This window comes from Streptomyces sp. NBC_00252, from assembly GCF_036187565.1.
Taxonomy (GTDB): domain Bacteria; phylum Actinomycetota; class Actinomycetes; order Streptomycetales; family Streptomycetaceae; genus Streptomyces.
In genome coordinates this window covers 38255-56120 of the sequence record NZ_CP108087.1, presented here as the reverse complement: position 1 = coordinate 56120, position 17866 = coordinate 38255, and the positions used below count along the sequence as shown (strand labels likewise).

At 74.7% G+C, this 17866-nt stretch carries 15 protein-coding genes; 6 read left to right on the top strand and 9 right to left on the bottom strand.

Translation table 11 applies throughout. The features are described 5' to 3' along the window. Positions 1-100 precede the first annotated feature (100 nt). The 3 genes from metK (at position 101) to OHT77_RS00225 (ending at position 1928) form a co-directional block, all read left to right on the top strand. Positions 101-1324, top strand: a complete 1224-nt coding sequence (gene metK / locus OHT77_RS00235; RefSeq protein ID WP_328825807.1) for a methionine adenosyltransferase — start codon at positions 101-103, stop codon at positions 1322-1324. A 57-nt stretch (positions 1325-1381) separates the two neighbouring features. Next, the gene (locus tag OHT77_RS00230; protein ID WP_328825805.1) at positions 1382-1546 is read left to right on the top strand and encodes a surface protein; all 165 of its coding nucleotides are present in this window, start codon (positions 1382-1384) and stop codon (positions 1544-1546) included. A 103-nt stretch (positions 1547-1649) separates the two neighbouring features. Next, positions 1650-1928 carry a DUF6059 family protein gene (locus OHT77_RS00225; RefSeq protein ID WP_328825804.1) on the top strand — a complete coding sequence of 93 codons (279 nt, stop codon included), beginning with the start codon at positions 1650-1652 and terminating at the stop codon, positions 1926-1928. 144 nt (positions 1929-2072) lie between these two features. Here OHT77_RS00225 and OHT77_RS00220 read toward each other — a convergent pair whose 3' ends face one another. From OHT77_RS00220 to OHT77_RS00180, 9 genes are all read right to left on the bottom strand, one after another. Next, positions 2073-3086: a 3-oxoacyl-ACP synthase III family protein gene (locus OHT77_RS00220; RefSeq protein ID WP_328825803.1), complete on the bottom strand. Its 1014-nt coding sequence runs from the start codon at positions 3084-3086 to the stop codon at positions 2073-2075. Positions 3087-3226: 140 nt separating this feature from the next. After that, positions 3227-4396 (bottom strand): hydroxymethylglutaryl-CoA synthase, encoded by a 1170-nt coding sequence (locus OHT77_RS00215; RefSeq protein WP_328825802.1) that lies wholly within the window; start codon positions 4394-4396, stop codon positions 3227-3229. A 2-nt stretch (positions 4397-4398) separates the two neighbouring features. Beyond that, the gene (locus tag OHT77_RS00210) at positions 4399-5460 is read right to left on the bottom strand and encodes a hydroxymethylglutaryl-CoA reductase (protein WP_328825801.1); all 1062 of its coding nucleotides are present in this window, start codon (positions 5458-5460) and stop codon (positions 4399-4401) included. Continuing rightward, entirely contained in the window at positions 5457-6554 is a 1098-nt protein-coding gene (gene fni / locus OHT77_RS00205; RefSeq protein ID WP_328825799.1) for a type 2 isopentenyl-diphosphate Delta-isomerase, read from the bottom strand. Before fni ends, OHT77_RS00210 begins: the two co-directional genes overlap by 4 nt. Beyond that, positions 6551-7744, bottom strand: a complete 1194-nt coding sequence (locus OHT77_RS00200) for a phosphomevalonate kinase (RefSeq protein WP_328825797.1) — start codon at positions 7742-7744, stop codon at positions 6551-6553. The genes fni and OHT77_RS00200 overlap by 4 nt, the downstream gene beginning before the upstream one ends. After that, positions 7741-8871 carry a diphosphomevalonate decarboxylase gene (mvaD, locus tag OHT77_RS00195; RefSeq protein WP_328825796.1) on the bottom strand — a complete coding sequence of 377 codons (1131 nt, stop codon included), beginning with the start codon at positions 8869-8871 and terminating at the stop codon, positions 7741-7743. The genes OHT77_RS00200 and mvaD overlap by 4 nt, the downstream gene beginning before the upstream one ends. After that, on the bottom strand, positions 8861-9868 hold the full coding sequence (mvk, locus tag OHT77_RS00190; protein ID WP_328825795.1) for a mevalonate kinase: 1008 nt from the start codon (positions 9866-9868) through the stop codon (positions 8861-8863). Before mvk ends, mvaD begins: the two co-directional genes overlap by 11 nt. Before the next feature lie 804 nt (positions 9869-10672). Next, a complete protein-coding gene (locus OHT77_RS00185; protein WP_327740976.1) occupies positions 10673-10858 on the bottom strand; it encodes a hypothetical protein in 186 nt (61 codons plus the stop codon). Continuing rightward, complete coding sequence (locus OHT77_RS00180; RefSeq protein ID WP_328825794.1) at positions 10855-11427, bottom strand: hypothetical protein; 573 nt, start codon at positions 11425-11427, stop codon at positions 10855-10857. Before OHT77_RS00180 ends, OHT77_RS00185 begins: the two co-directional genes overlap by 4 nt. Before the next feature lie 591 nt (positions 11428-12018). Here OHT77_RS00180 and OHT77_RS00175 point away from each other — a divergent pair. The 3 genes from OHT77_RS00175 to OHT77_RS00165 all read left to right on the top strand — a co-directional run bounded on the left by OHT77_RS00175 (position 12019) and on the right by OHT77_RS00165 (position 17650). After that, positions 12019-14157, top strand: coding sequence for an FAD/NAD(P)-binding protein (locus tag OHT77_RS00175; protein ID WP_328825793.1), 2139 nt, complete (start codon positions 12019-12021; stop codon positions 14155-14157). Continuing rightward, positions 14154-15716 carry a 3-carboxy-cis,cis-muconate cycloisomerase gene (gene pcaB / locus OHT77_RS00170; protein WP_328825792.1) on the top strand — a complete coding sequence of 521 codons (1563 nt, stop codon included), beginning with the start codon at positions 14154-14156 and terminating at the stop codon, positions 15714-15716. Before OHT77_RS00175 ends, pcaB begins: the two co-directional genes overlap by 4 nt. Before the next feature lie 434 nt (positions 15717-16150). Beyond that, positions 16151-17650, top strand: a complete 1500-nt coding sequence (locus OHT77_RS00165) for an FAD-dependent oxidoreductase (RefSeq protein WP_328825791.1) — start codon at positions 16151-16153, stop codon at positions 17648-17650. The last annotated feature ends 216 nt before the right edge of the window (positions 17651-17866 follow it).

Sequence of the window (17866 nt, the reverse complement as noted above, 5' to 3'; positions counted from 1 at the left end):
CCTCGTCCGTACCCGGGCACCGTGACGATGACGACGGCGTGGGCGATCCGGCCCGGCCGCCGGCGCCGTCCGCGTCCGGGCCGCAACCTTCTGGAGAGTCATGTCCCGTCGCCTGTTCACCTCGGAGTCCGTGACCGAAGGGCACCCCGACAAGATCGCCGACCGGATCAGCGACACCGTCCTGGACGCCCTGCTGCGCCAGGACCCGGGTTCCCGGGTCGCCGTCGAGACGCTGATCACCACCGGCCAGGTCCACATCGCCGGCGAGGTCACCACCCGCGCCTACGCCCCCATCGCCCAGCTGGTGCGCGAGGCCGTCCTGGAGATCGGCTACGACTCCTCCAAGAAGGGCTTCGACGGCGCCTCCTGCGGTGTGTCGGTGTCGATCGGCGCGCAGTCCCCGGACATCGCGCAGGGTGTCGACACGGCGTACGAGAAACGGGTCGAGGGCTCTGCCGCAGGCGACGAGGAGGACGAGCTCGACAAGCAGGGTGCGGGCGACCAGGGCCTGATGTTCGGCTACGCGACGGACGAGACGCCGACGCTGATGCCGCTGCCGATCTTCCTCGCGCACCGCCTGTCGAAGCGCCTCTCCGAGGTCCGCAAGAACGGCACCATCCCCTACCTGCGCCCGGACGGCAAGACCCAGGTCACCATCGAGTACGACGGCGACAAGGCCGTCCGCCTGGACACGGTCGTGGTGTCCTCGCAGCACGCCTCCGACATCGACCTGGAGTCGCTGCTCGCCCCCGACATCCGCGAGTTCGTCGTCGAGGCCGAGCTGAAGGCGCTGGTGGAAGAGGGCATCAAGCTCGACACCGACGGCTACCGCCTCCTGGTCAACCCGACCGGCCGCTTCGAGATCGGCGGCCCGATGGGCGACGCCGGCCTGACCGGCCGCAAGATCATCATCGACACGTACGGCGGGATGGCCCGTCACGGCGGCGGCGCGTTCTCGGGCAAGGACCCCTCCAAGGTGGACCGTTCGGCGGCGTACGCGATGCGCTGGGTCGCCAAGAACGTCGTCGCCGCAGGGCTCGCCTCGCGCTGCGAGGTGCAGGTGGCGTACGCGATCGGCAAGGCCGAGCCGGTGGGCCTGTTCGTCGAGACGTTCAACACCCACACCGTGGGCACGGAGCGGATCGAGAAGGCCATCGACGAGGTCTTCGACCTGCGCCCGGCCGCCATCATCCGCGACCTGGACCTGCTGCGGCCGATCTACGCCCAGACCGCCGCCTACGGCCACTTCGGCCGTGAGATCCCCGACTTCACGTGGGAGCGCACCGACCGCGCCCGGCAGCTGAGGGCGGCCGCCGGCCTCTGAGGCCCCGGGCGCGGAGCACCACCCGTCACCGATCAGCACCGAGTCGAGGAGGACCAGGTGTACGACATCACCGAGGTGGACACCCGCCCGTCCCCGGGCACGACGCAGCCCCCGCTGCCCCTGCCCCTGCCGCTGTCTCTGCCGTCCGCGCCGCCGCTGCTGCTGGCGGGGATCGACGAGGAGGAGTGGGGGGAGCCGCACGTGGTGCGCGGTATCGACTGACGGCCGCCGCCGCAACCGCGCCCGTGCCGTTCTCAAGTCATCCGCGAGCCGCTCTTGGCAGCCTGTGAAGGCACAGACGGACCACGAGGCGGAGGGGGCGGGTATGGGACGGGTACCGCGGGGCGGCCGGCGGGCGCTGGCGGACTATGTCGTACGGCGGCTGTGGCTGTCCCTGGTGGCCTTCGGCGCCTCCTACGAGCCGCTCGCGCAGCAGGCCGCCCAGCCGGGGCACAGGCCGGTGCAGCGTCCCGGCGGTCCGCCGCCGGCGCATCCCGAGCGGCTGCGGGAGGACGTCGCGCTGTCCGAGCAGGAGGTACGGATCCTGCGGGAGCTGTGGCCGGCCGGCTATGCCGGGCACCGGGCTCCCGGCCGCCGCACCTGACCCGTTGCGCGGACCCCGCAACGTGGCCGGCTGCGCCCGGACGGCGGCCTGTTGAGGCCGTAAACAGAAAAAGGAGGGGGGCGGCCACAGGCCGCCCCCCTCCTTTTCTTGTTCTTCTGTGCGGTTGTCGTCGCGGGGGTCTGCTCACCACTCGACGAGGGCGAAGCTGGCGGCCATGCCGCCGCCGAAGCCGGCGAGCAGGACGAGTTCGCCGGGGTTGATCTCGCCGGCGCGGACGGCGGCGTCCAGGGTGATGGGGATGGAGGCGGCGCCGGTGTTGCCGTAGTGGGTCACGGTGCGGTGCATGCGGGCGTGGGGGAGGGCGAGGTGGGTGAAGACGTCGTCGAGCATGACGCCGTTGGCCTGGTGGGGGATGACGTGGTGGATGTCGGCGGGCTCGACGCCGGCCTCGTGGAGGAACGCCTTGGTCAGCTGGGGGAGTTCCTCGACGACGAAGCGGCGCACGGCGCGGCCCTCCATCGCGAAGTAGTGCAGTCCGGCGTCCAGGGCGGCCGCGTCGAGGGGGCGGCGGCTGCCGCCGGCGGGGACCTGGATGAGGCCGGTGAGTTCGCCGAAGGTGTGCAGGGCGACGTGGCGGACGGTGTGGCCGTGTTCGGAGGGGCCCAGCACCATCGCGCCGGCGCCGTCGCCGAACAGGACGACGGTCCTGCGGTCGGCGGGGTCCAGGATGCGGGAGTAGACGTCGGCGCCGATGACCAGGGCGTGGCCGCCGCGGCGCAGGATGACGCTGCCGACGGCGGAGAGCGCGAAGACGGTGCCCGAGCAGACGGCGTTGACGTCGAAGGCGGCGGTGCCCGAGGCGCCGAGGTTGTGCTGGACGTAGGCGGCGGTCGGCGGCTGGGGGTGGTCGGGGGTGGAGGTGGCGACCGCGATCACGGACAGCTGCTCGGCGGTGATGCCGGCGGCCTGCATGGCGGCCCGGGCGGCGGCGGTGGCCAGGTCGGAGGTGGCCTGGCCGGGGGCGGCCCAGCGGCGTTCACGGATCGCGGTCTTGCGGGTGATCCAGGCGTCGTCGACCCCGGCGGGCGCGCCGGCCTCGTCGTTGGAGACGATCCGCTCGGGCACGTAGGCGCCGGTGCCGAGAATCCTGACGTCCCTGATCGGGCTGCCCGTACCGAGGATCGTCGCGTCGTCCATGCGGCTGCCCTCCCTTCGCATGGTGCGTGGATGAATGAATGAAATGAGTGAAGTGGGTGAAGTGGTGCGCCGGCGGGGTGCCCCGGGCCGCGCCCCCCTGTGCAGGGGGGCGCGGCCCGGACGGTCGCCGGGGGGCGGGTTCAGCGGGTGGCGTAGAGGCGCTTGTGGCCGCTGATGCCGGCCAGCCGGTAGGGGCCGGTGGTCTGGGCGGGGGTGGCGTGGTCGCCGCCGTCGGCCGGGAGGCGGTGTTCGTGCAGGGCGCGGTAGGCGTCGTAGTCGACCTCGGTGCGCCGGTTGATCGCCTCGTGGTGGGCGCCGGTGCGCAGGTGGTCGCGGTAGCCGGCGACGACGGTGCCGGCGAAGAACTCGGCGACCGAGCCGGAGCCGTAGCTGAGGAAGCCGACGCTCTTGCCGGTGAGGTCGTCGGCCTGGTCCAGGAGGGCGGCCAGGGCGAGGTAGACGGAGGCGGTGTAGCTGTTGCCGATGACCCGGTTGTAGGCGGTGGTCTCGCCCAGGGCGGCGGTGACGGTGTCGGGGTCGGTGTCGCGGCCGCAGTAGTTGAGCAGGTGGCGGTGGGCCTTGTAGGCCATCTTGGTGAAGGGCTGGTGGTAGCAGAACGCGGCGAACTCCTCCAGGGTGCGCCCGCCCTGCTCGGTGTAGTCCTTCCAGGTGCCCTCGACGGCCTGCAGGTAGGCGCCGACCGATTCCTGGCCGTCGACCAGGGCGGTGTCGCGGTAGTTGGGCCGCCAGAAGTCCATGACGTCGGCGGTGTACAGCCCGGAGGGGTCCTCGATGCGCACCAGCGCGGGGTCGACGCCGACGAGCATGGCGACGGCGGCGGCGCCCTGGGTGGCCTCGCCGGGGCTGTCGAGGTCGTAGCGGGAGACGTCGCTGGCGATGACCAGGACCTGCTGGGCGGGGTCGCGGCGGACCAGGCCGATGGCGAACTGCAGGGCGGCGGTGGCGCCGTAGCAGGCCTGTTTGAGTTCGACGACGCGGGTGGCGGAGGGCAGGCCGATGAGGGAGTGGACGTAGATGCCGGCCGCCTTGGCCTGGTCGATGGAGGACTCGGTGGCCAGGACCAGGGTGCGGATGCGGTCGGTGCCGTGGCGGGCTATGAGGGGGGCGGCGGCGGTGGCGGCGAGGGTGACGATGTCCTCGTCGGCGGCGGTCACGCTCATCGACTCCTGGCCGATGCCGACGTGGTACTTGCCGATGTCGGTGCCGTTGTGGGCGGCGAGCGCGGTGTGCGGGAGCACGAACTCGCCGGTGGCGATGGACAGGTCGTGGATTCCGATGGACAGGGACATGGTCAGGCACCAACCTTTGCGGTCTTGGGGTCGCGTTCCAGCTGGACGTGCGCGCGCATCAGTTCGCCGGGGTTGGTCTGCGCGGCGAGCAGGGACAGCTCCCCGCACAGCACGCTCGCGGCGGCGATGACGGCCAGGCGGCGGGCGTTGTCGCCGGCCGGGCGGTCGGCGCGGCAGCCCAGGCGGGTCAGGTTCGTCTCCACGAAGCCCAGGCCCTTGCCGTTGCCGACGGTGCCGACGATCAGGTTGGGCAGGGTGCAGGCGAAGTAGAGGTCGCCGTCGCGGTCCTCGGCCATCGTCACGCCCTGCGAGCCCTCGACGATGTTCGCGGCGTCCTGGCCGGTGGCGAGGTAGAAGCCCAGCAGCATGTTGGCGTAGTGGGCGTTGGCGGAGCGCACCCCGCCGGCCAGCAGGGTGCCCAGCAGGTTCTTGCGCAGGTTCAGCTGGGCGATCTTCGCGGCGGTGGTGTGCAGGACACCGTGCACCACGTCGCGGGGGACGAGGAGTTCGGTGACGACGTTCTTGCCGCGCCCCAGGATGCCGTTGACGGCGCTGGCCTTCTTGTCGGTGCAGTAGTTCCCGGAGATCGAGCCGTAGGAGATGTCCGGGACGGTGGCCAGCAGGTGGGCCAGGAGGGCGTCGGAGGCGAGGGTGGCCATGTTGTGGCCCGACGCGTCGCCGGTGGAGAACTCGAACCGCAAAAACAGCAGGTTGGCGTTGATCTCGTGGCGCACCCCGATCAGACGGGCGTAGCGGCTGCAGCCGCGCACCACCTCCCGCAGCTCCTCGATCCTTGCCTCGACGGTGCGGGCGGCGGTGAGGGCGGCCTGCGCGTCGGTGGCCTCGACCAGGACGGAACGGGTCATCCGCTCGTCCACGAGGGTGGCGACGATGCCCTCCTGGGCGAGCATGGACACCTTCGCGCCGCGGCCCACCGAGGGCCACAGCGGCGACTCGTAGGTGGCCAGCGGGATGTGGGTCTCGGTGCGGGCCACGTTCCCGGAGATACGCACGGGTCCCACCCAGCGCATCGGGATTCCGGCGATGGCGTGCTGCTCGGTCATCGGGTGCTTCCTGTCGTCGGGGCGCTCGGCGCGCCGGAGCCGGAGCTGGAGCGGCGGGCCAGGGTGGCGGTATCGATGCCGCGGTCCGCGCAGAAGTCGCGCAGGGAGCCGTGCAGGAGCAGGTCGCAGGCGGCCAGGTCGGCCGGCGTGGGCGCGCCGAGCATGGTCTGCAGCGCGGCCAGCTGGTCCAGCCAGCGGGTGAGCTGTGCGGTCAGGGCGGGGACGCCGCCGTCCAGGAGGGTGCGCAGGAAGATCCCGGACGCGCCGACCGCGACCGCGCCCAGCGCCAGGGCGCGGGCGGCGTCCAGGGGGCCGCGCACCCCGCCGGAGGCCAGCAGCGGCAGCGCGGTGCCGGAGGCGTCCAGCAGACAGGCGGGCGCGGACTGCCCCCAGCCGTGCAGGAAGGCGTACTCGCCCTCCTGGCGGCGGCCGTTCTCGATGCGGGCGAAGTCGGTGCCGCCGCGGCCGCTGACGTCGGCCGCGGCCACCCCCAGCGTGCCCAGCAGCTGGACGGTCTGCCGGCTCAGGCCGTTGCCGACCTCCTTGACGATCACCGGGATGTCGACCGCCGCGGCGATCTTCTCGATCTGGCCCGGCCAGGCGCCGAAGGAGCGGTCGCCCTCCGGCATCGCGGTCTCCTGCGCGGTGTTGACGTGGATCTGCAGCGCGTCGGCCCGCAGCAGCTCGACCGCACGCCACACGTTGTCCACCGACGCCGTCGCGTTCACGTTGGCCAGCACGAACCCGTCCGGGTTCTCCTCGCGCAGCACACTGAACGTGCCCGCGCAGGCGGGGTCCTTGAAGTAGGCGTTCATCGACCCCGACGCGATCGGCACCCCCGTCTCGCGGGCGGCGATCGCCAGGTCGCGGTTGATGGCGCCGGTGCGCGCACTGCCGCCGGTCATCGCGTTGACGTACAGCGGCACCGGCCAGGACAGGCCCGCGAACGAGGTGCCCAGGGACACCTCCTCGCGGTCCAGGCCGGCCAGGGCGTGGTGGACGAACGACACCTCGTCGAAGGGGTGGGGTCCGCGGGGGGTGTCCTGCTGCTCGATGGCGAGCCGGACGTGGTCGTCCTTGCGTTGAGCACTCATGATTGCGAGGTCCTTTCGGGCCGTTGCGCGGCGGGGCGCACGGGCAGGGGATGCACCCCGGCCGCCGTCCAGTGCCGCCGTACCTGACAGATGTGCCGGGAGGCGGCCGCGTCCAGCAGGGCGATGCCGCAGTCGCCGCCGCCCGCCCCCGAGGGTTTGGCGGCGGCGCCGACGGCCTCGGCCGCCTCGCACAGCCGCCTCAGCCGGGGCGTGAAGATGCCCAGCCCGACCGCCTCGTCCAGCCGCGCCAACTCCGCCGCTGCGATGCGGATCTGGGCCAGCAGCCCGGCGTCCTCGCCGCGCTCCAGCGCGCCGGCCGCCGCCTCCACCAGCCGGTTGCTGGCCTGGGTGAACCGCCGGCGTGCGGCGGTGTCCGGGCGGCCGCCGCGCCGCTGGAGGCCGGCGACCTGGGAGGCGGTGGAGACGGGCTCCCCGGTCCAGCCGACCTCCAGCCGCAGCCCGGCCGGCGGCGGCAGCCGCCGCACCTCGTGTCCGGGCCAGGGCGCGGCCAGCGTCCGGGCGATGCCCACCCGCCGGGCCAGGTCGAGGACGAAGGCCCGATCCGGCGCCCGGTAGAGGATCCAGCCGCCCCAGGCACTGGCGGCCAGATCACCCCCCGAGCCCTTCGGGTCGATCCGCGCGGACGCCAGCATCGCCAGCCGGTAGCGCTCACCGGCCGACAGCTCCACCCCGCAGAACGCGGCCACGGCGTCCACCGCGGCCACGGTCACCGCACCGGAGGACCCCAGCCCGTACTTCCGGCCCCCCTCGTGCAGCCGGCTGCTCACCGCGATCCCCAACTCCGGTACCGGCAGGCCCCGTTCGGCCAGCAGCGCCCCCACCGTCTCCACGGCCCCCACCACATGCGCGAGCCCGGCCCGCGCCTGCGCGCCGTCACCGGGCCCGTGCAGGACCAGACGGCCTTCGTGCCAGCGCCAGGCGGTGGGGCGGGGGGTGAGGTCGCTGGAGATGGTGACGCCGGGGGCGGGGGAGCGGGATGTGGCGAGCGGGTCGAGCCCGCCGGGTGTGCCGGGTGTGCCGGTGACCGTGACGGTGATGTAGCGGTCGACGGCGACCAGGATCGCCGGGTTGCCCGCGTCCACCACCGCGTACTCGCCCGCGACGAACAGCTTGCCCGGTGCCCGGCGCACCACCGTGCGGGCGGCGGCCACCTCGGCCGGGGCGGTCATCGTGCGGCCCCGTCCGTCTCGTCCAGCAGCCGGGCACCGGGCCCGGGGCCCGCCACCAGCACCCGTGCCGAGGGCACGGTCTCGGCGAGAGTGGCGGCCACCCGGCGCGCGTCCGCGCGCCGGCACAGCACCTTGACGTTCGGTCCGGCGTCCATCGTCGCGTGGGCCGCGATCCCCTCCCGCCGCAGCTGCAGGACCCGGTCCAGGACGGTGACCGTGGCCGGCGAGAGGTAGCGCACCGCGGGCCGCGCGGCGAGCATCGTGGCGTGCATCCCCAGCGCGTTGCGCTCGGCGATCTCGCCCACCGCCTCCAGGTCCCCGCGCCCCAGCGCCGCCCGCATGTCCGCGAGGTCGGCACGGCTGGAGTCGGCCCAGGGCCGGTACAGCGGCGAGGTGTCCACGGTGCGGCGCATCGCCTCCCGGCTGGAGACCGTCTTGGGGCCCGCGTCCAGGACCGCGACGACCAGCGCCGGGTCCAGGCCGGCCGCGGGCACCGGCTCGGCGTAGGAACCCGCGTCCGCCGCCGCGCCGGTGGCGCCGGCCGGTCCGGCGTGCCAGACGGCGAAGCCGCCGAACACCGACCGCGAGGCCGAGCCCGAACCGCGCCGGGCCAGCCGGGACAGCCCGGTGGCGTTCAGCTCCAGCCCGTAGGCGGCCGCGGCGGCGACGGCCAGCGCGGCGAACCCGCTGGCCGAGGACGCGAGCCCCGCCCCGGTGGGCACGGTGTTACGGCTGTCCACCACCGCCCGCCGCGTGGAACCGGCCCGCTCCCGCACCAACTGAAGGAACGCGGTGACCCGCCGCGCGGCCTCGCCCCTGGCGGGCTGCCCGTCGAGCGTCACCTCGTCATGGCCGGCCGCGGCGTCCAGCCGGACCCGGGTGGTGGTTGGGAAGACGTCCAGCGTCATCGACAGACTGTCCGTCCAGGGCAGGATCAGCCCCTCGTCGCGCTTGCCCCAGTACTTGACCAGCGCGATGTTGGGATGCGCGACGGCGGTGACACCGGCGGAGGCGTCCGCCCCCGCAGGCCGCGGCACGGTCTGCGTCAGGCCCGGCACGCTCTGGGTGGGGCCCGGCAGGGTCTGGGTGGGGCCGGGTGCGGTGGTCGGTGTGGGTTCACGGCGCATGGTTGTCGAGCCCCTTCAGCGGTATGAGCCACGTCTGTACGGCGCCTGCCTCGTGCAGGCGCCGGGTGACCTCGCGGGCCCGCTCCGGCGGGGCCAGCGCGATCATGCAGCCGCCCAGACCACCGCCGGTGATCTTGGCGCCGAGGCTGCCCGCCGCCAGCGCGGCCTCCACCAGCCGCTCGATGGCGCCGGTGCTCAGGCGGGCCGCCCGCAGCAGCGCGTGATAGTCCGTCATCCGCCGGCCCAGGTCCCCGGCCCGGCCCTCGGCGAGCGCGAGCAGGGCCTCCTCGGTCAGCTGCGTGGCCCGCCCCACGAACCGTGTGCGCGCCCCGGGCCGGCGGTCGAAGCCCTCCCGCAGCAGCTCGACCGCCTCCCGCGTGCTGCCCGGCCGGCCGCTGTCCGCGACGATGAACAGCCCGTCGCAGCCCACCCGCACCTCCCGGGTACGGCCCGCCCGGAACAGCAGCGGGCGCAGCGCGCCGACGGTCATGGCATCGACGCCGCTGGCCCTGCCGTGCGCCATGTTCTCGGCCGTCTGCACCAGTTCGAACGCGGTGGTCTCGTCCAGCTCCCGGCCGAAGAGGTCGGCCAGCGCGAACGCGATCGCCCGCGAACTGGCCGCGCTGGAGCCCAGCCCCCGCCCGTGCGGGATCGCACCGTCGAGGATCACGTCCAGATGCGGCCGCCCGCTCACGCCCATCCGCGCCTTGAACTCCGCGGTCAGCCGGCGCAGCCCGTCGGAGGCCTGCGTCACCATCGCCCGCGAGGGGGAACCGGTCATCGTGTAGGAGAGGTCGCCCTGCCCGTCGCCGGGCTGGGCGGACCATCCGGCGCTGGCCGTGACGGTGAGCTGCGGGATCGGCAGGGCGAGCGCCGGGGCGCCGTAGACGACCGCGTGCTCGCCCAGCAGGATCGCCTTGGCGTGGGCGCGGCCGATGCCGACCGAGCGGGTCCGGCGGCTGTCCGGCACCCCCTCCGCCGAGGTCGGTAGAGTCAACGCACTCAGCTCCCTATGTCTGTCGTGCACGGAGATGTCAGAGATCCCGGAAATGCCGGGGGTGTCGCAGACGCCGGTGGCGCGGGGGCCGCACGGCGGCCGTGGGGGCCAGGGGCCCGCGAAGAAGACACGGCGCCAACCGCCGTACACCGCAGGGGACTTCATCCGCGGCGCGGACGCGCCGGACGCAGCCCGAACGGTGAAGCGGTGCACCGATGAACCGGCGGACCGACGCAACCGACGGAACCGGCGGAACCGGGAAAGAAAAAGTGCCGCGCACCCCATGAGAGGGGCGACCGCGGCACGCGCTCCCTGCCGCAGCACGGCCTCGCGGCGGCTTTTGGGCAGGGGAGATGTAGGGAGATAGTGACACGGGGTCAGGCCCCCCGCCAACACCGCGCGGAAGTGACGTGGGTCACTCGCCCGGAGGTGCGGAAACCCGCCCGCGCAACCGGCGCAGCCGCGGCTGCCAGGGCAGTCGCGGCGGGCATGGTCGGGCTCTTCGGGCCTGTGGGGCAAGGGAGTTGAGAAACCGTCAGGAACATTTGTTGAAGCGGGAGTTGGTGAACCCGGGTGTCCGGGGCCGGAGTTGGTGAACTCGGTCGTCGGGAGTCGGAGTTGATGAACCTCGTTGTCGGGAGCCGGAGTTGGGGGGCGGCGGGAGCCGGGGGAGTGGAGAGTCCCCGGGGGGTGTGCGGGCGCGGGGCTCCGCGTCGCAGACGTACCGCCGGCCCTACGGCCCCCCGGGCCGCCGCCCGCTTCGGGGAGCAACCGGCGCCCGCCCGCCCGGAGTTGAGGACGAAGTCAGGGCCGCCGGTGCAGGGCGATCTCGGTGAGTTCCTCGATGTCGAACTCGGAGCGGCGGTGCGGGGCGCCGTAGCGGGTGATCTTCCCGCGGCTGACCCACTTGCGGATCGTCGCCTCGGAGACCCCCACGGCGAGGGCGGCCACCTTGGTGGGGACGAGCCGGTGGCTGGGTGGCTTGATCATGCGCTGACGCCCTTCCGCTGCCGTTCCATGAGGGTGCGCAGCCCCAGCCACTCGCCCACGTCCCACGCGTGCCCCGAGGAGCACCGGATGCTGCCCCCCGAACCCGAACCCGAACCCGAACCCGAACCCGAACCCGAACCGGTGCTGCCGCTTCCGGTGCCGCGCTGCGGGAGCGCGCTGATCGTCCCCGGACAGCCGTCCACGACGCAGCTGCGGATGAGGGCGTGCAGGGGGTGCGGGTCGGGGTCGATGGTCTGGCGGAGTTCGCCGACGAGGCGTTCGATCTCGTCGGCGAAGTCGTCCGCCGGGGGCTGGCCGGCGAGCCACTCCAGATGCCGGACCAGGAACCGTGCCAGCGAGGGGACGCTGCGCGCCGGGGCGGGGGTCCCGCGCTTCTCCGCGACCAGTGACGACCAGGACTCGAGAATGGTCAGGATGTTGTGCCGGGCGTCGAGCACGGCGATGTCGAGGTGGTCCCTCTTGCGGCTGCCGGAGACCTTGGTGGGATTCGTGCGCCGGCCGGTGGGGGAGGCCTGGTGCAGGCATTCCTGGTGCAGTGCGGGAAGCACCCGCAGATGCTGCGCCGCCCTTCGCACGCACGGGGCGCAGAGGACGGACCCGGCGGCGGCGACGCTTTCCTGGGGGTGACTCCTGGGGCATGACTGGGAATTCATCGAAACTCCTTCACGAGGCGTCTGGGGCCCCGCAACCGCTGTCCACAACTGTGCTGTCGGATATCCCGTGCATCCATCCCGCGAATCCGTGACTCCGTAACTCCGTGAATCTGTGACTCCGTGACTCCGTGAATCCGTTTACGTGTGTGCCGTTACGCGTGTGCCTTTTGCGGATGTGTCTTTTGCGCGTGTGTCTTTTGTGCGGGTGGCCGTATGTGCCGTGCCGGTCACGGTGGTTGACCCGGCGGGGTTTTCGTCCGCGGGGGTCCTTCCATTACCCGCCCGGTGACTCGAGTCCCGATACAGCCCCGTTCGGGAACAGGCCGGTGAAATGGCGTGCCGGATTTCTCGAGGTCTTTTCCACCCGGAGCCGAGCCCTGGTCGAGCGTCTGCACCGACGGTGGCGGCAGGAAGGGAGGAACTGTGGACGGTACGCACGCAGGCGAACGCGCAGTAGACGCCGGACTCCTCGCAGGGCCGCTCGTCATGACGGCCGATCGGTTTCCCCCGGGCGGAGTCTTTCCCCCCGGGGACCCGGATCCCCGCGCCGCCGCGCCGCCGCCCGGCGACGCGACCGCGGCCCATCTGGAGGTGTGCCTGGTCGGTGCCGGCCCCCGGGGCCTTTCCGTGCTGGAACGGCTGTGTGCGCAGGAACGGAAGTCGCCCCGCTGGGACACCGTCACCGTGCACGTCGTCGATCCCGGCCCGCCGGGCTCCGGGCGGGTGTGGCGCCCCACCCAGTCGCGGCAGCTGCTGATGAACACCGTCGCCTCGCAGGTGACGGTCTACACCGATGCGAGTGTCCGCATCGACGGCCCGCTGGAGGAGGGCCCGAGCCTGTACGAGTGGGCGCGCGCCCTGGAGTCGGGCACCCTGGAGGGCGCCCCCGATGCCGGTGCCGGCCTCGGCGCGGAGGTTCTTGCCGAGGCGCGCGTCCTGGGCCCCGACACGTATCCCACCCGCGCCCTCTACGGCTCCTATCTCACCTGGGCGTTCGGGCGGGTCGTCGCCAACGCCGCCGCCCATGTCCGGGTGCGCACCCACGCGCTGCGCGCCGTCGCCCTCACGGATGCCGACGGTGTCCGGGCGGGCCGCCAGAGCGTGGTGCTGGAGGACGGCACCCGGCTGGAGGGCCTGTCGGCGGTGGTCCTGGCGCAGGGGCACGTCCCGGTACGGCCCTCCCGCACCGAGCGGCGGCTGGCGGCCTTCGCGGCCCGGCACGGTCTGACCTATGTGGCGCCCGCCAACCCGGCCGACGTGGACCTCTCCGCCGTACGGCCGGGCGAGAGCGTGCTGCTGCGCGGGCTGGGCCTGAACTTCTTCGACCACATGGCGCTGTTCACCCGCGGGCGCGGCGGCGTCTTCACCCGTACCGGGGGGCGTCTGGTCTACCGGCCCTCGGGCCGTGAGCCGCGCCTGTACGCCGGGTCGCGGCGCGGGGTGCCCTACCAGGCGCGCGGCGAGAACGAGAAGGGCGCCCACGGCCGCCACCGGCCGCGGCTGCTGACGGCGGAGTACGTCGCGGCGCTGCGGGCCGCCGACCGGCGCAGCACGGCCGTCGACTTCGCCGCCGATCTGTGGCCGCTGATCTCCAAGGAGGTGTGCGCCGTCTACTACGCGGCGCTGCTGGCCCGGCGCGGTGAACCGGCCGCCGTGGCCGAGGAGTTCACCGAGCGCTATCTGCACGCCGAGCCCGGCCCGGCCGAGGACCTTCTGCTGGAGGAGGCCGGGATCACCGCCGCGCAGCACTGGGACTGGGAGCGCATCGCCCGCCCCTACGGCGCCCGTGCCTTCCCCGACCTGGCCGCCTTCCGGACCTGGCTGCGCGGGCATCTCGACGAGGACCTCCGCCTGGCCCGGCAGGGCAATGTCAGCGGCCCGGTCAAGGCGGCCCTGGACGTGCTGCGCGACCTTCGCAACGAGGTCCGCCTCGCCGTCGACCACGCCGGCCTGAGCGCCGCCTCCCACCGCGACGACCTGGAGCGCTGGTACACCCCGCTCAACGCCTACCTCTCCATCGGCCCGCCGGCCTCCCGCATCGAGGAGATGGCCGCGCTCATCGACGCCGGCATCCTGGAGGTGACCGGCCCCGGGCTGCGGGTGGGCGCGCAGGAGCACGACGCGTCCGGCCCCTGCTTCGTGGCCACCTCCGAGACGATCCCGGGGGTACGCATCCGGGCCACCGTCCTGATCGAGGCCCGCCTGCCCGGCACCGACCTGCGGCGCACCGCCGACCCGCTGATGAGCCAGCTGCTGCGCACCGGCCAGTGCCGCCCCTACCGCATCCCCGCCCTCCACGACGAGGACGACGGCGGCGGGTACGAGACCGGGGGACTGGCGGTGACCGGGCGCCCCTACCGTCTGATCGACGCGCACGGGGTGCCCCATCCGCGGCGTTTCGCCTACGGGGTGCCCACCGAGTCCGTGCACTGGGTGACGGCCGCGGGCATCCGGCCCGGTGTCGGCTCGGTCACCCTGGAGGACTCCGACGCCATCGCCGCCGCGGTCCTGGCCGTGCCCCAGGCCCACGAGGCACCCGCCGCCGCCCGCCGTCCGGTGCGGCACGCGGCAACTCCCGTGTCCCCGGGCCCGGTTGCGGCCCCGAGTGTGAAGGCGGGCGCATGACCTCCCCCGACCCGACCCCGCCGACCCCGCCGTCCCCGCTGTCTCCGCCGCCGGTGGAGCTGTCGGCGCATCTGGACGCGGGGCTGCTGTCCCCGGTGCGGGCGGGCACCCCCGTCGAGGCGGCCGTCGGCGATGTCGCGTGGTTGCAGGCGATGCTGGACGCGGAGGCGGCGCTGGCCCGGGCACAGGCCCGCCTGGGCACGGTGCCGGCCTCGGCGGCGGCGGCCGTCACCGCCGCGGCCCGCGCGGAGTTCTTCGACGTACGCGAACTGGCCCTGGCCGCGCGGGAGACCGCGAACCCGGTGGTGGGCCTGGTCGCGGCGCTGACCGCGCGGGTCGCCCAGGACTGCCCGGGCGCCGCCGAGTACGTGCACCGCGGCTCCACCAGCCAGGACGTCCTGGACACCGGCGCGATGCTGGTGGCCGCCCGCGCGCTGCGCCTGATCGTGGCGGACCTGCGCTCGGTCGCCGACGCGCTCGCGGTGCTGGCGGCCGGGCACCGGGACACGGTGATGGCCGGCCGCACCCTGGCCCTGCACGCCGTGCCCACCACCTTCGGCCTCAAGGCGGCCGGCTGGCGCCAGCTGGTCCTGGACGCCGCCGACCGCCTCGAGCGGCTGGCCTCGGGCGGCCTGCCGGTGGCGCTCGGCGGCGCGGCCGGCACCCTGGCCGGCTACCTGCAGTACGCCGGCCCCGGCACCGACCCGGCCGCCCTGTGCGAGGAGCTGACGGAGGCGTTCGCACGGGAGACGGGACTTGCGGCGCCGGTGCTGCCCTGGCACGCGCTGCGCACCCCGGTCGCCGACCTGGCGGCCGGCCTGGCGCATGCGGCCGGGGCACTGGGGAAGATCGCCGCGGACGTGCTGGTGCTGGCCCGCACCGAGATCGGGGAGGTGGCCGAGCCGGCCGTCGCGGGGCGGGGGGCGTCCTCGGCGATGCCCCACAAACGCAATCCCGTGCTGGCCACCCTGATCCGCTCGGCCGCGCTGCAGGTGCCCGCGCAGGCGGGTGTGCTGACGCAGTGTCTGGTGGCCGAGGACGAACGCTCGGCCGGGGTGTGGCACGCGGAATGGCAGCCGCTGCGCGAGTGCCTGCGGCTGACCGGCGGCGCCGCGCACACGGCCGTCGAACTCGCCCGCGGTCTGACCGTCCGCCCCGACCGGATGCGCGCCAACCTGGAGGCCACCGGCGGACAGCTCGTCTCCGAACGCCTCTCCGCCGTCCTGACCCCCCGCCTGGGCCGCACCGCGGCCAGGGAACTCCTCACCCGGGCCTCCCTCCTGGCCACCCGCACGGGCCTTCCCCTCTCCGACACCCTGGCCGGCCTGCCCGAACTGGCCGGCATCCTCACCAAGGAGGAAGCAGCCGCCCTCCTGACCCCGTCCGCCTACACGGGCGCGGCCCCCGCCCTGGTGGACCGGGCCCTCGCCGCGACACCCCCCACGGCCCCCGGCCCCGGCCCTGACCCCGGCGCCGGCCACGGACCCGACACGGGCCCAGGCCCCGGCCCCGGCGGCCGGCGGTCCCGGCCCGTGCCCGGGCCATGGCGCCGGTCCTGACCCCGGCGGTGGCGGTGGCGGCGGGGTCCGGGCCCGGTGTCTGACGACACCTCACCCGTCGCCGTACCGCGGCCCGTGGCCCCCGGCCCCGGGGTCACGCGGGCCAACTCCCGGTACGCGTCGGGCCGGTGCTCAAGCGCACCCCCCCGGGGTCCGTCCCCCGGCCCCCGCTCCACCGCCCCTCAGAACAAGATCGGCGCCCCCCGCCGGAACACCCCCGCCCCTCCCGGAAAACACCCCCTCACCCCGCCCCCGCCCAGCTCACGCCCCTGCGCCTCGAGTCCCGCCGGAGTCTTCCTCGAGTCTGGGCGGAGGCCCGGTGGAGGGGGACTCGAAGGGCGCTGGAGGGGTGGTCCTCGACGGGTGGAAGGGGCCGTGCGGGGTCGTCCGGGCGCCGCATGATGAAGGCACAACGAGCAGGGAGGGCAGCCGAGTTGAGTGCATACGCGGGGGCCGGCGCGGGTGGTGGCCACGGGCGTGCCGTGGTCGTCGGCGCCGGGCTCGCCGGGCTCACGGCGGCACGGGCCCTGGCCAACTTCATGGACCACGTCACGGTGATCGAGCGCGACTGGGTGCCCTCCGGGCCGGGACGGCGTCCGGGGGTGCCCCAGGCCCGGCACACCCACACGCTGGCGCCGGCCGCGCATCAGGGGCTGGAGCGGCTCTTCCCCGGGATCGGCCAGGACCTGGCCGGCGCCGGGGCGGTCCGGCTCACCGTGCCCCGGGACCTGCTGGTGCTGGGCCCGGCCGGCTGGCTGCCCCGTTTCGACGCCGGCCTGTCCCTGCTTTCCGCGGGCCGCGACCTGATCGACGCGGCGGTCCGCACCCGGCTGCGCACCGACCCGAAAGTGACCTTCCTGCCCGGGCACGAGGCCGTCGGCCTGCGCGGGGGCCGCCACGACACCGTCACCGGTGTGTGGGTGCGCGCCCGCGAGCGCGCCGCCGCGGACGGCCGGGGTGTGCCACGGCTGTTGCCGGCGGAGTTCGTGGTCGATGCTTCCGGGCGCGGCTCCCACGCCCCGCGCTGGCTGGCCGAACTCGGCTACCCCGCACCCCCGCAGACCCTCGCCGCCGCCCCGGCCGCCTTCGCCACCGCCGCCTTCGCCCCGCCGGTGGGCCATGTCGCCGACTGGAAGAGCCTCCTGGTGACGGCAGCGCCCGGCCTGCCCCGCCAGGGCGTCCTGCACCCGGTCGAGGGCGGCCGCTGGTCGGTGACCCTCACCCTCCCCGGCACCGCCCGCCCCCCGGCCGGGCATCCCGCCCTGCTGCACGCCGCCCGCACCCTGCGCCACCCCCTGCTCCACGACCTGCTGACCGCCGCCAGCCCGCTGGGCCCGGTCTACGGCTGCACCCGCACCGGCGCCCGCTGGCACCGCTACGAGAAACTCCGCCGCTGGCCCGACCAGTTCCTCGTCGTCGGCGACGCGCTCGCGGACCTGGACGCGGCCCACGGCCACGGCATGGCCCTGGCGGTGCAGTGCGCGCTGGCCCTGGACCAGGTCCTCACCGGCCACGGCACCGCCGTCGGCATCAGCCACCGGCTGCGCCACGCCCTGGCCCGCCAGGTGGCCCCCGCCTGGCGCCAGGCCCACCCCGCCCCCCGCCCGGCCAGCGGCCTGCGCGCCCGTTACGCGGCCCGGATCGCGGCGGCCGCGACCAGCGACCCGCACGCGGCCGCCCTGCTGCTGCACCCCCTGCACCCCGCCCCGCCGCCGGCTGCTGGCGGCGCTGCGCCCGCGCGTCCTGCGGGCCGCCCTGCGACCTCTGCCCGGTCCGGCGCCCTTCGCGCCGCCCAGCACCACCCACGGCCCGGACACCCCCCGCCGCCGCACCCCCGCAGCCCCCGCAGCGGCCCCGGTGCGCATCGCCGGTGCCGTGCCCGCGCGGCCCGCAGACCTGCCGCCGCCCACACCGGCGCCGGCCCCCGCCGGTGAACGGAGGCGGCCGTGAACACCCCGCCCCCCCACCCGGCCCCACGAGGTGTCCCGCATGACGAGAGTGGAGAAAGTGAACCGACCAGCCGCCCCGGAAGCCACCCCCGGCACACCTCCGGGCGCCCCCCGACCCGCACCCGGCGCAGTCCCGTCGCACACGGTGGTCCGGCCCTCGCCGCGGCAGACCGCCCCCACCGTCCGGCGGCGAGGGGAAGG

What these genes read in the sequence shown, in the direction of transcription:
- metK (WP_328825807.1), top strand. Translation starts at nt 101, where the DNA reads ATGTCCCGTCGCCTGTTCACCTCGGAGTCCGTGACCGAAGGGCACCCC.
- OHT77_RS00225 (WP_328825804.1), top strand. Translation starts at nt 1,650, where the DNA reads ATGGGACGGGTACCGCGGGGCGGCCGGCGGGCGCTGGCGGACTATGTC.
- OHT77_RS00220 (WP_328825803.1), bottom strand. Translation starts at nt 3,086, where the DNA reads ATGGACGACGCGACGATCCTCGGTACGGGCAGCCCGATCAGGGACGTC.
- OHT77_RS00215 (WP_328825802.1), bottom strand. Translation starts at nt 4,396, where the DNA reads ATGTCCCTGTCCATCGGAATCCACGACCTGTCCATCGCCACCGGCGAG.
- OHT77_RS00210 (WP_328825801.1), bottom strand. Translation starts at nt 5,460, where the DNA reads ATGACCGAGCAGCACGCCATCGCCGGAATCCCGATGCGCTGGGTGGGA.
- fni (WP_328825799.1), bottom strand. Translation starts at nt 6,554, where the DNA reads ATGAGTGCTCAACGCAAGGACGACCACGTCCGGCTCGCCATCGAGCAG.
- OHT77_RS00200 (WP_328825797.1), bottom strand. Translation starts at nt 7,744, where the DNA reads ATGACCGCCCCGGCCGAGGTGGCCGCCGCCCGCACGGTGGTGCGCCGG.
- mvaD (WP_328825796.1), bottom strand. Translation starts at nt 8,871, where the DNA reads ATGCGCCGTGAACCCACACCGACCACCGCACCCGGCCCCACCCAGACC.
- OHT77_RS00185 (WP_327740976.1), bottom strand. Translation starts at nt 10,858, where the DNA reads ATGATCAAGCCACCCAGCCACCGGCTCGTCCCCACCAAGGTGGCCGCC.
- OHT77_RS00175 (WP_328825793.1), top strand. Translation starts at nt 12,019, where the DNA reads ATGACGGCCGATCGGTTTCCCCCGGGCGGAGTCTTTCCCCCCGGGGAC.
- pcaB (WP_328825792.1), top strand. Translation starts at nt 14,154, where the DNA reads ATGACCTCCCCCGACCCGACCCCGCCGACCCCGCCGTCCCCGCTGTCT.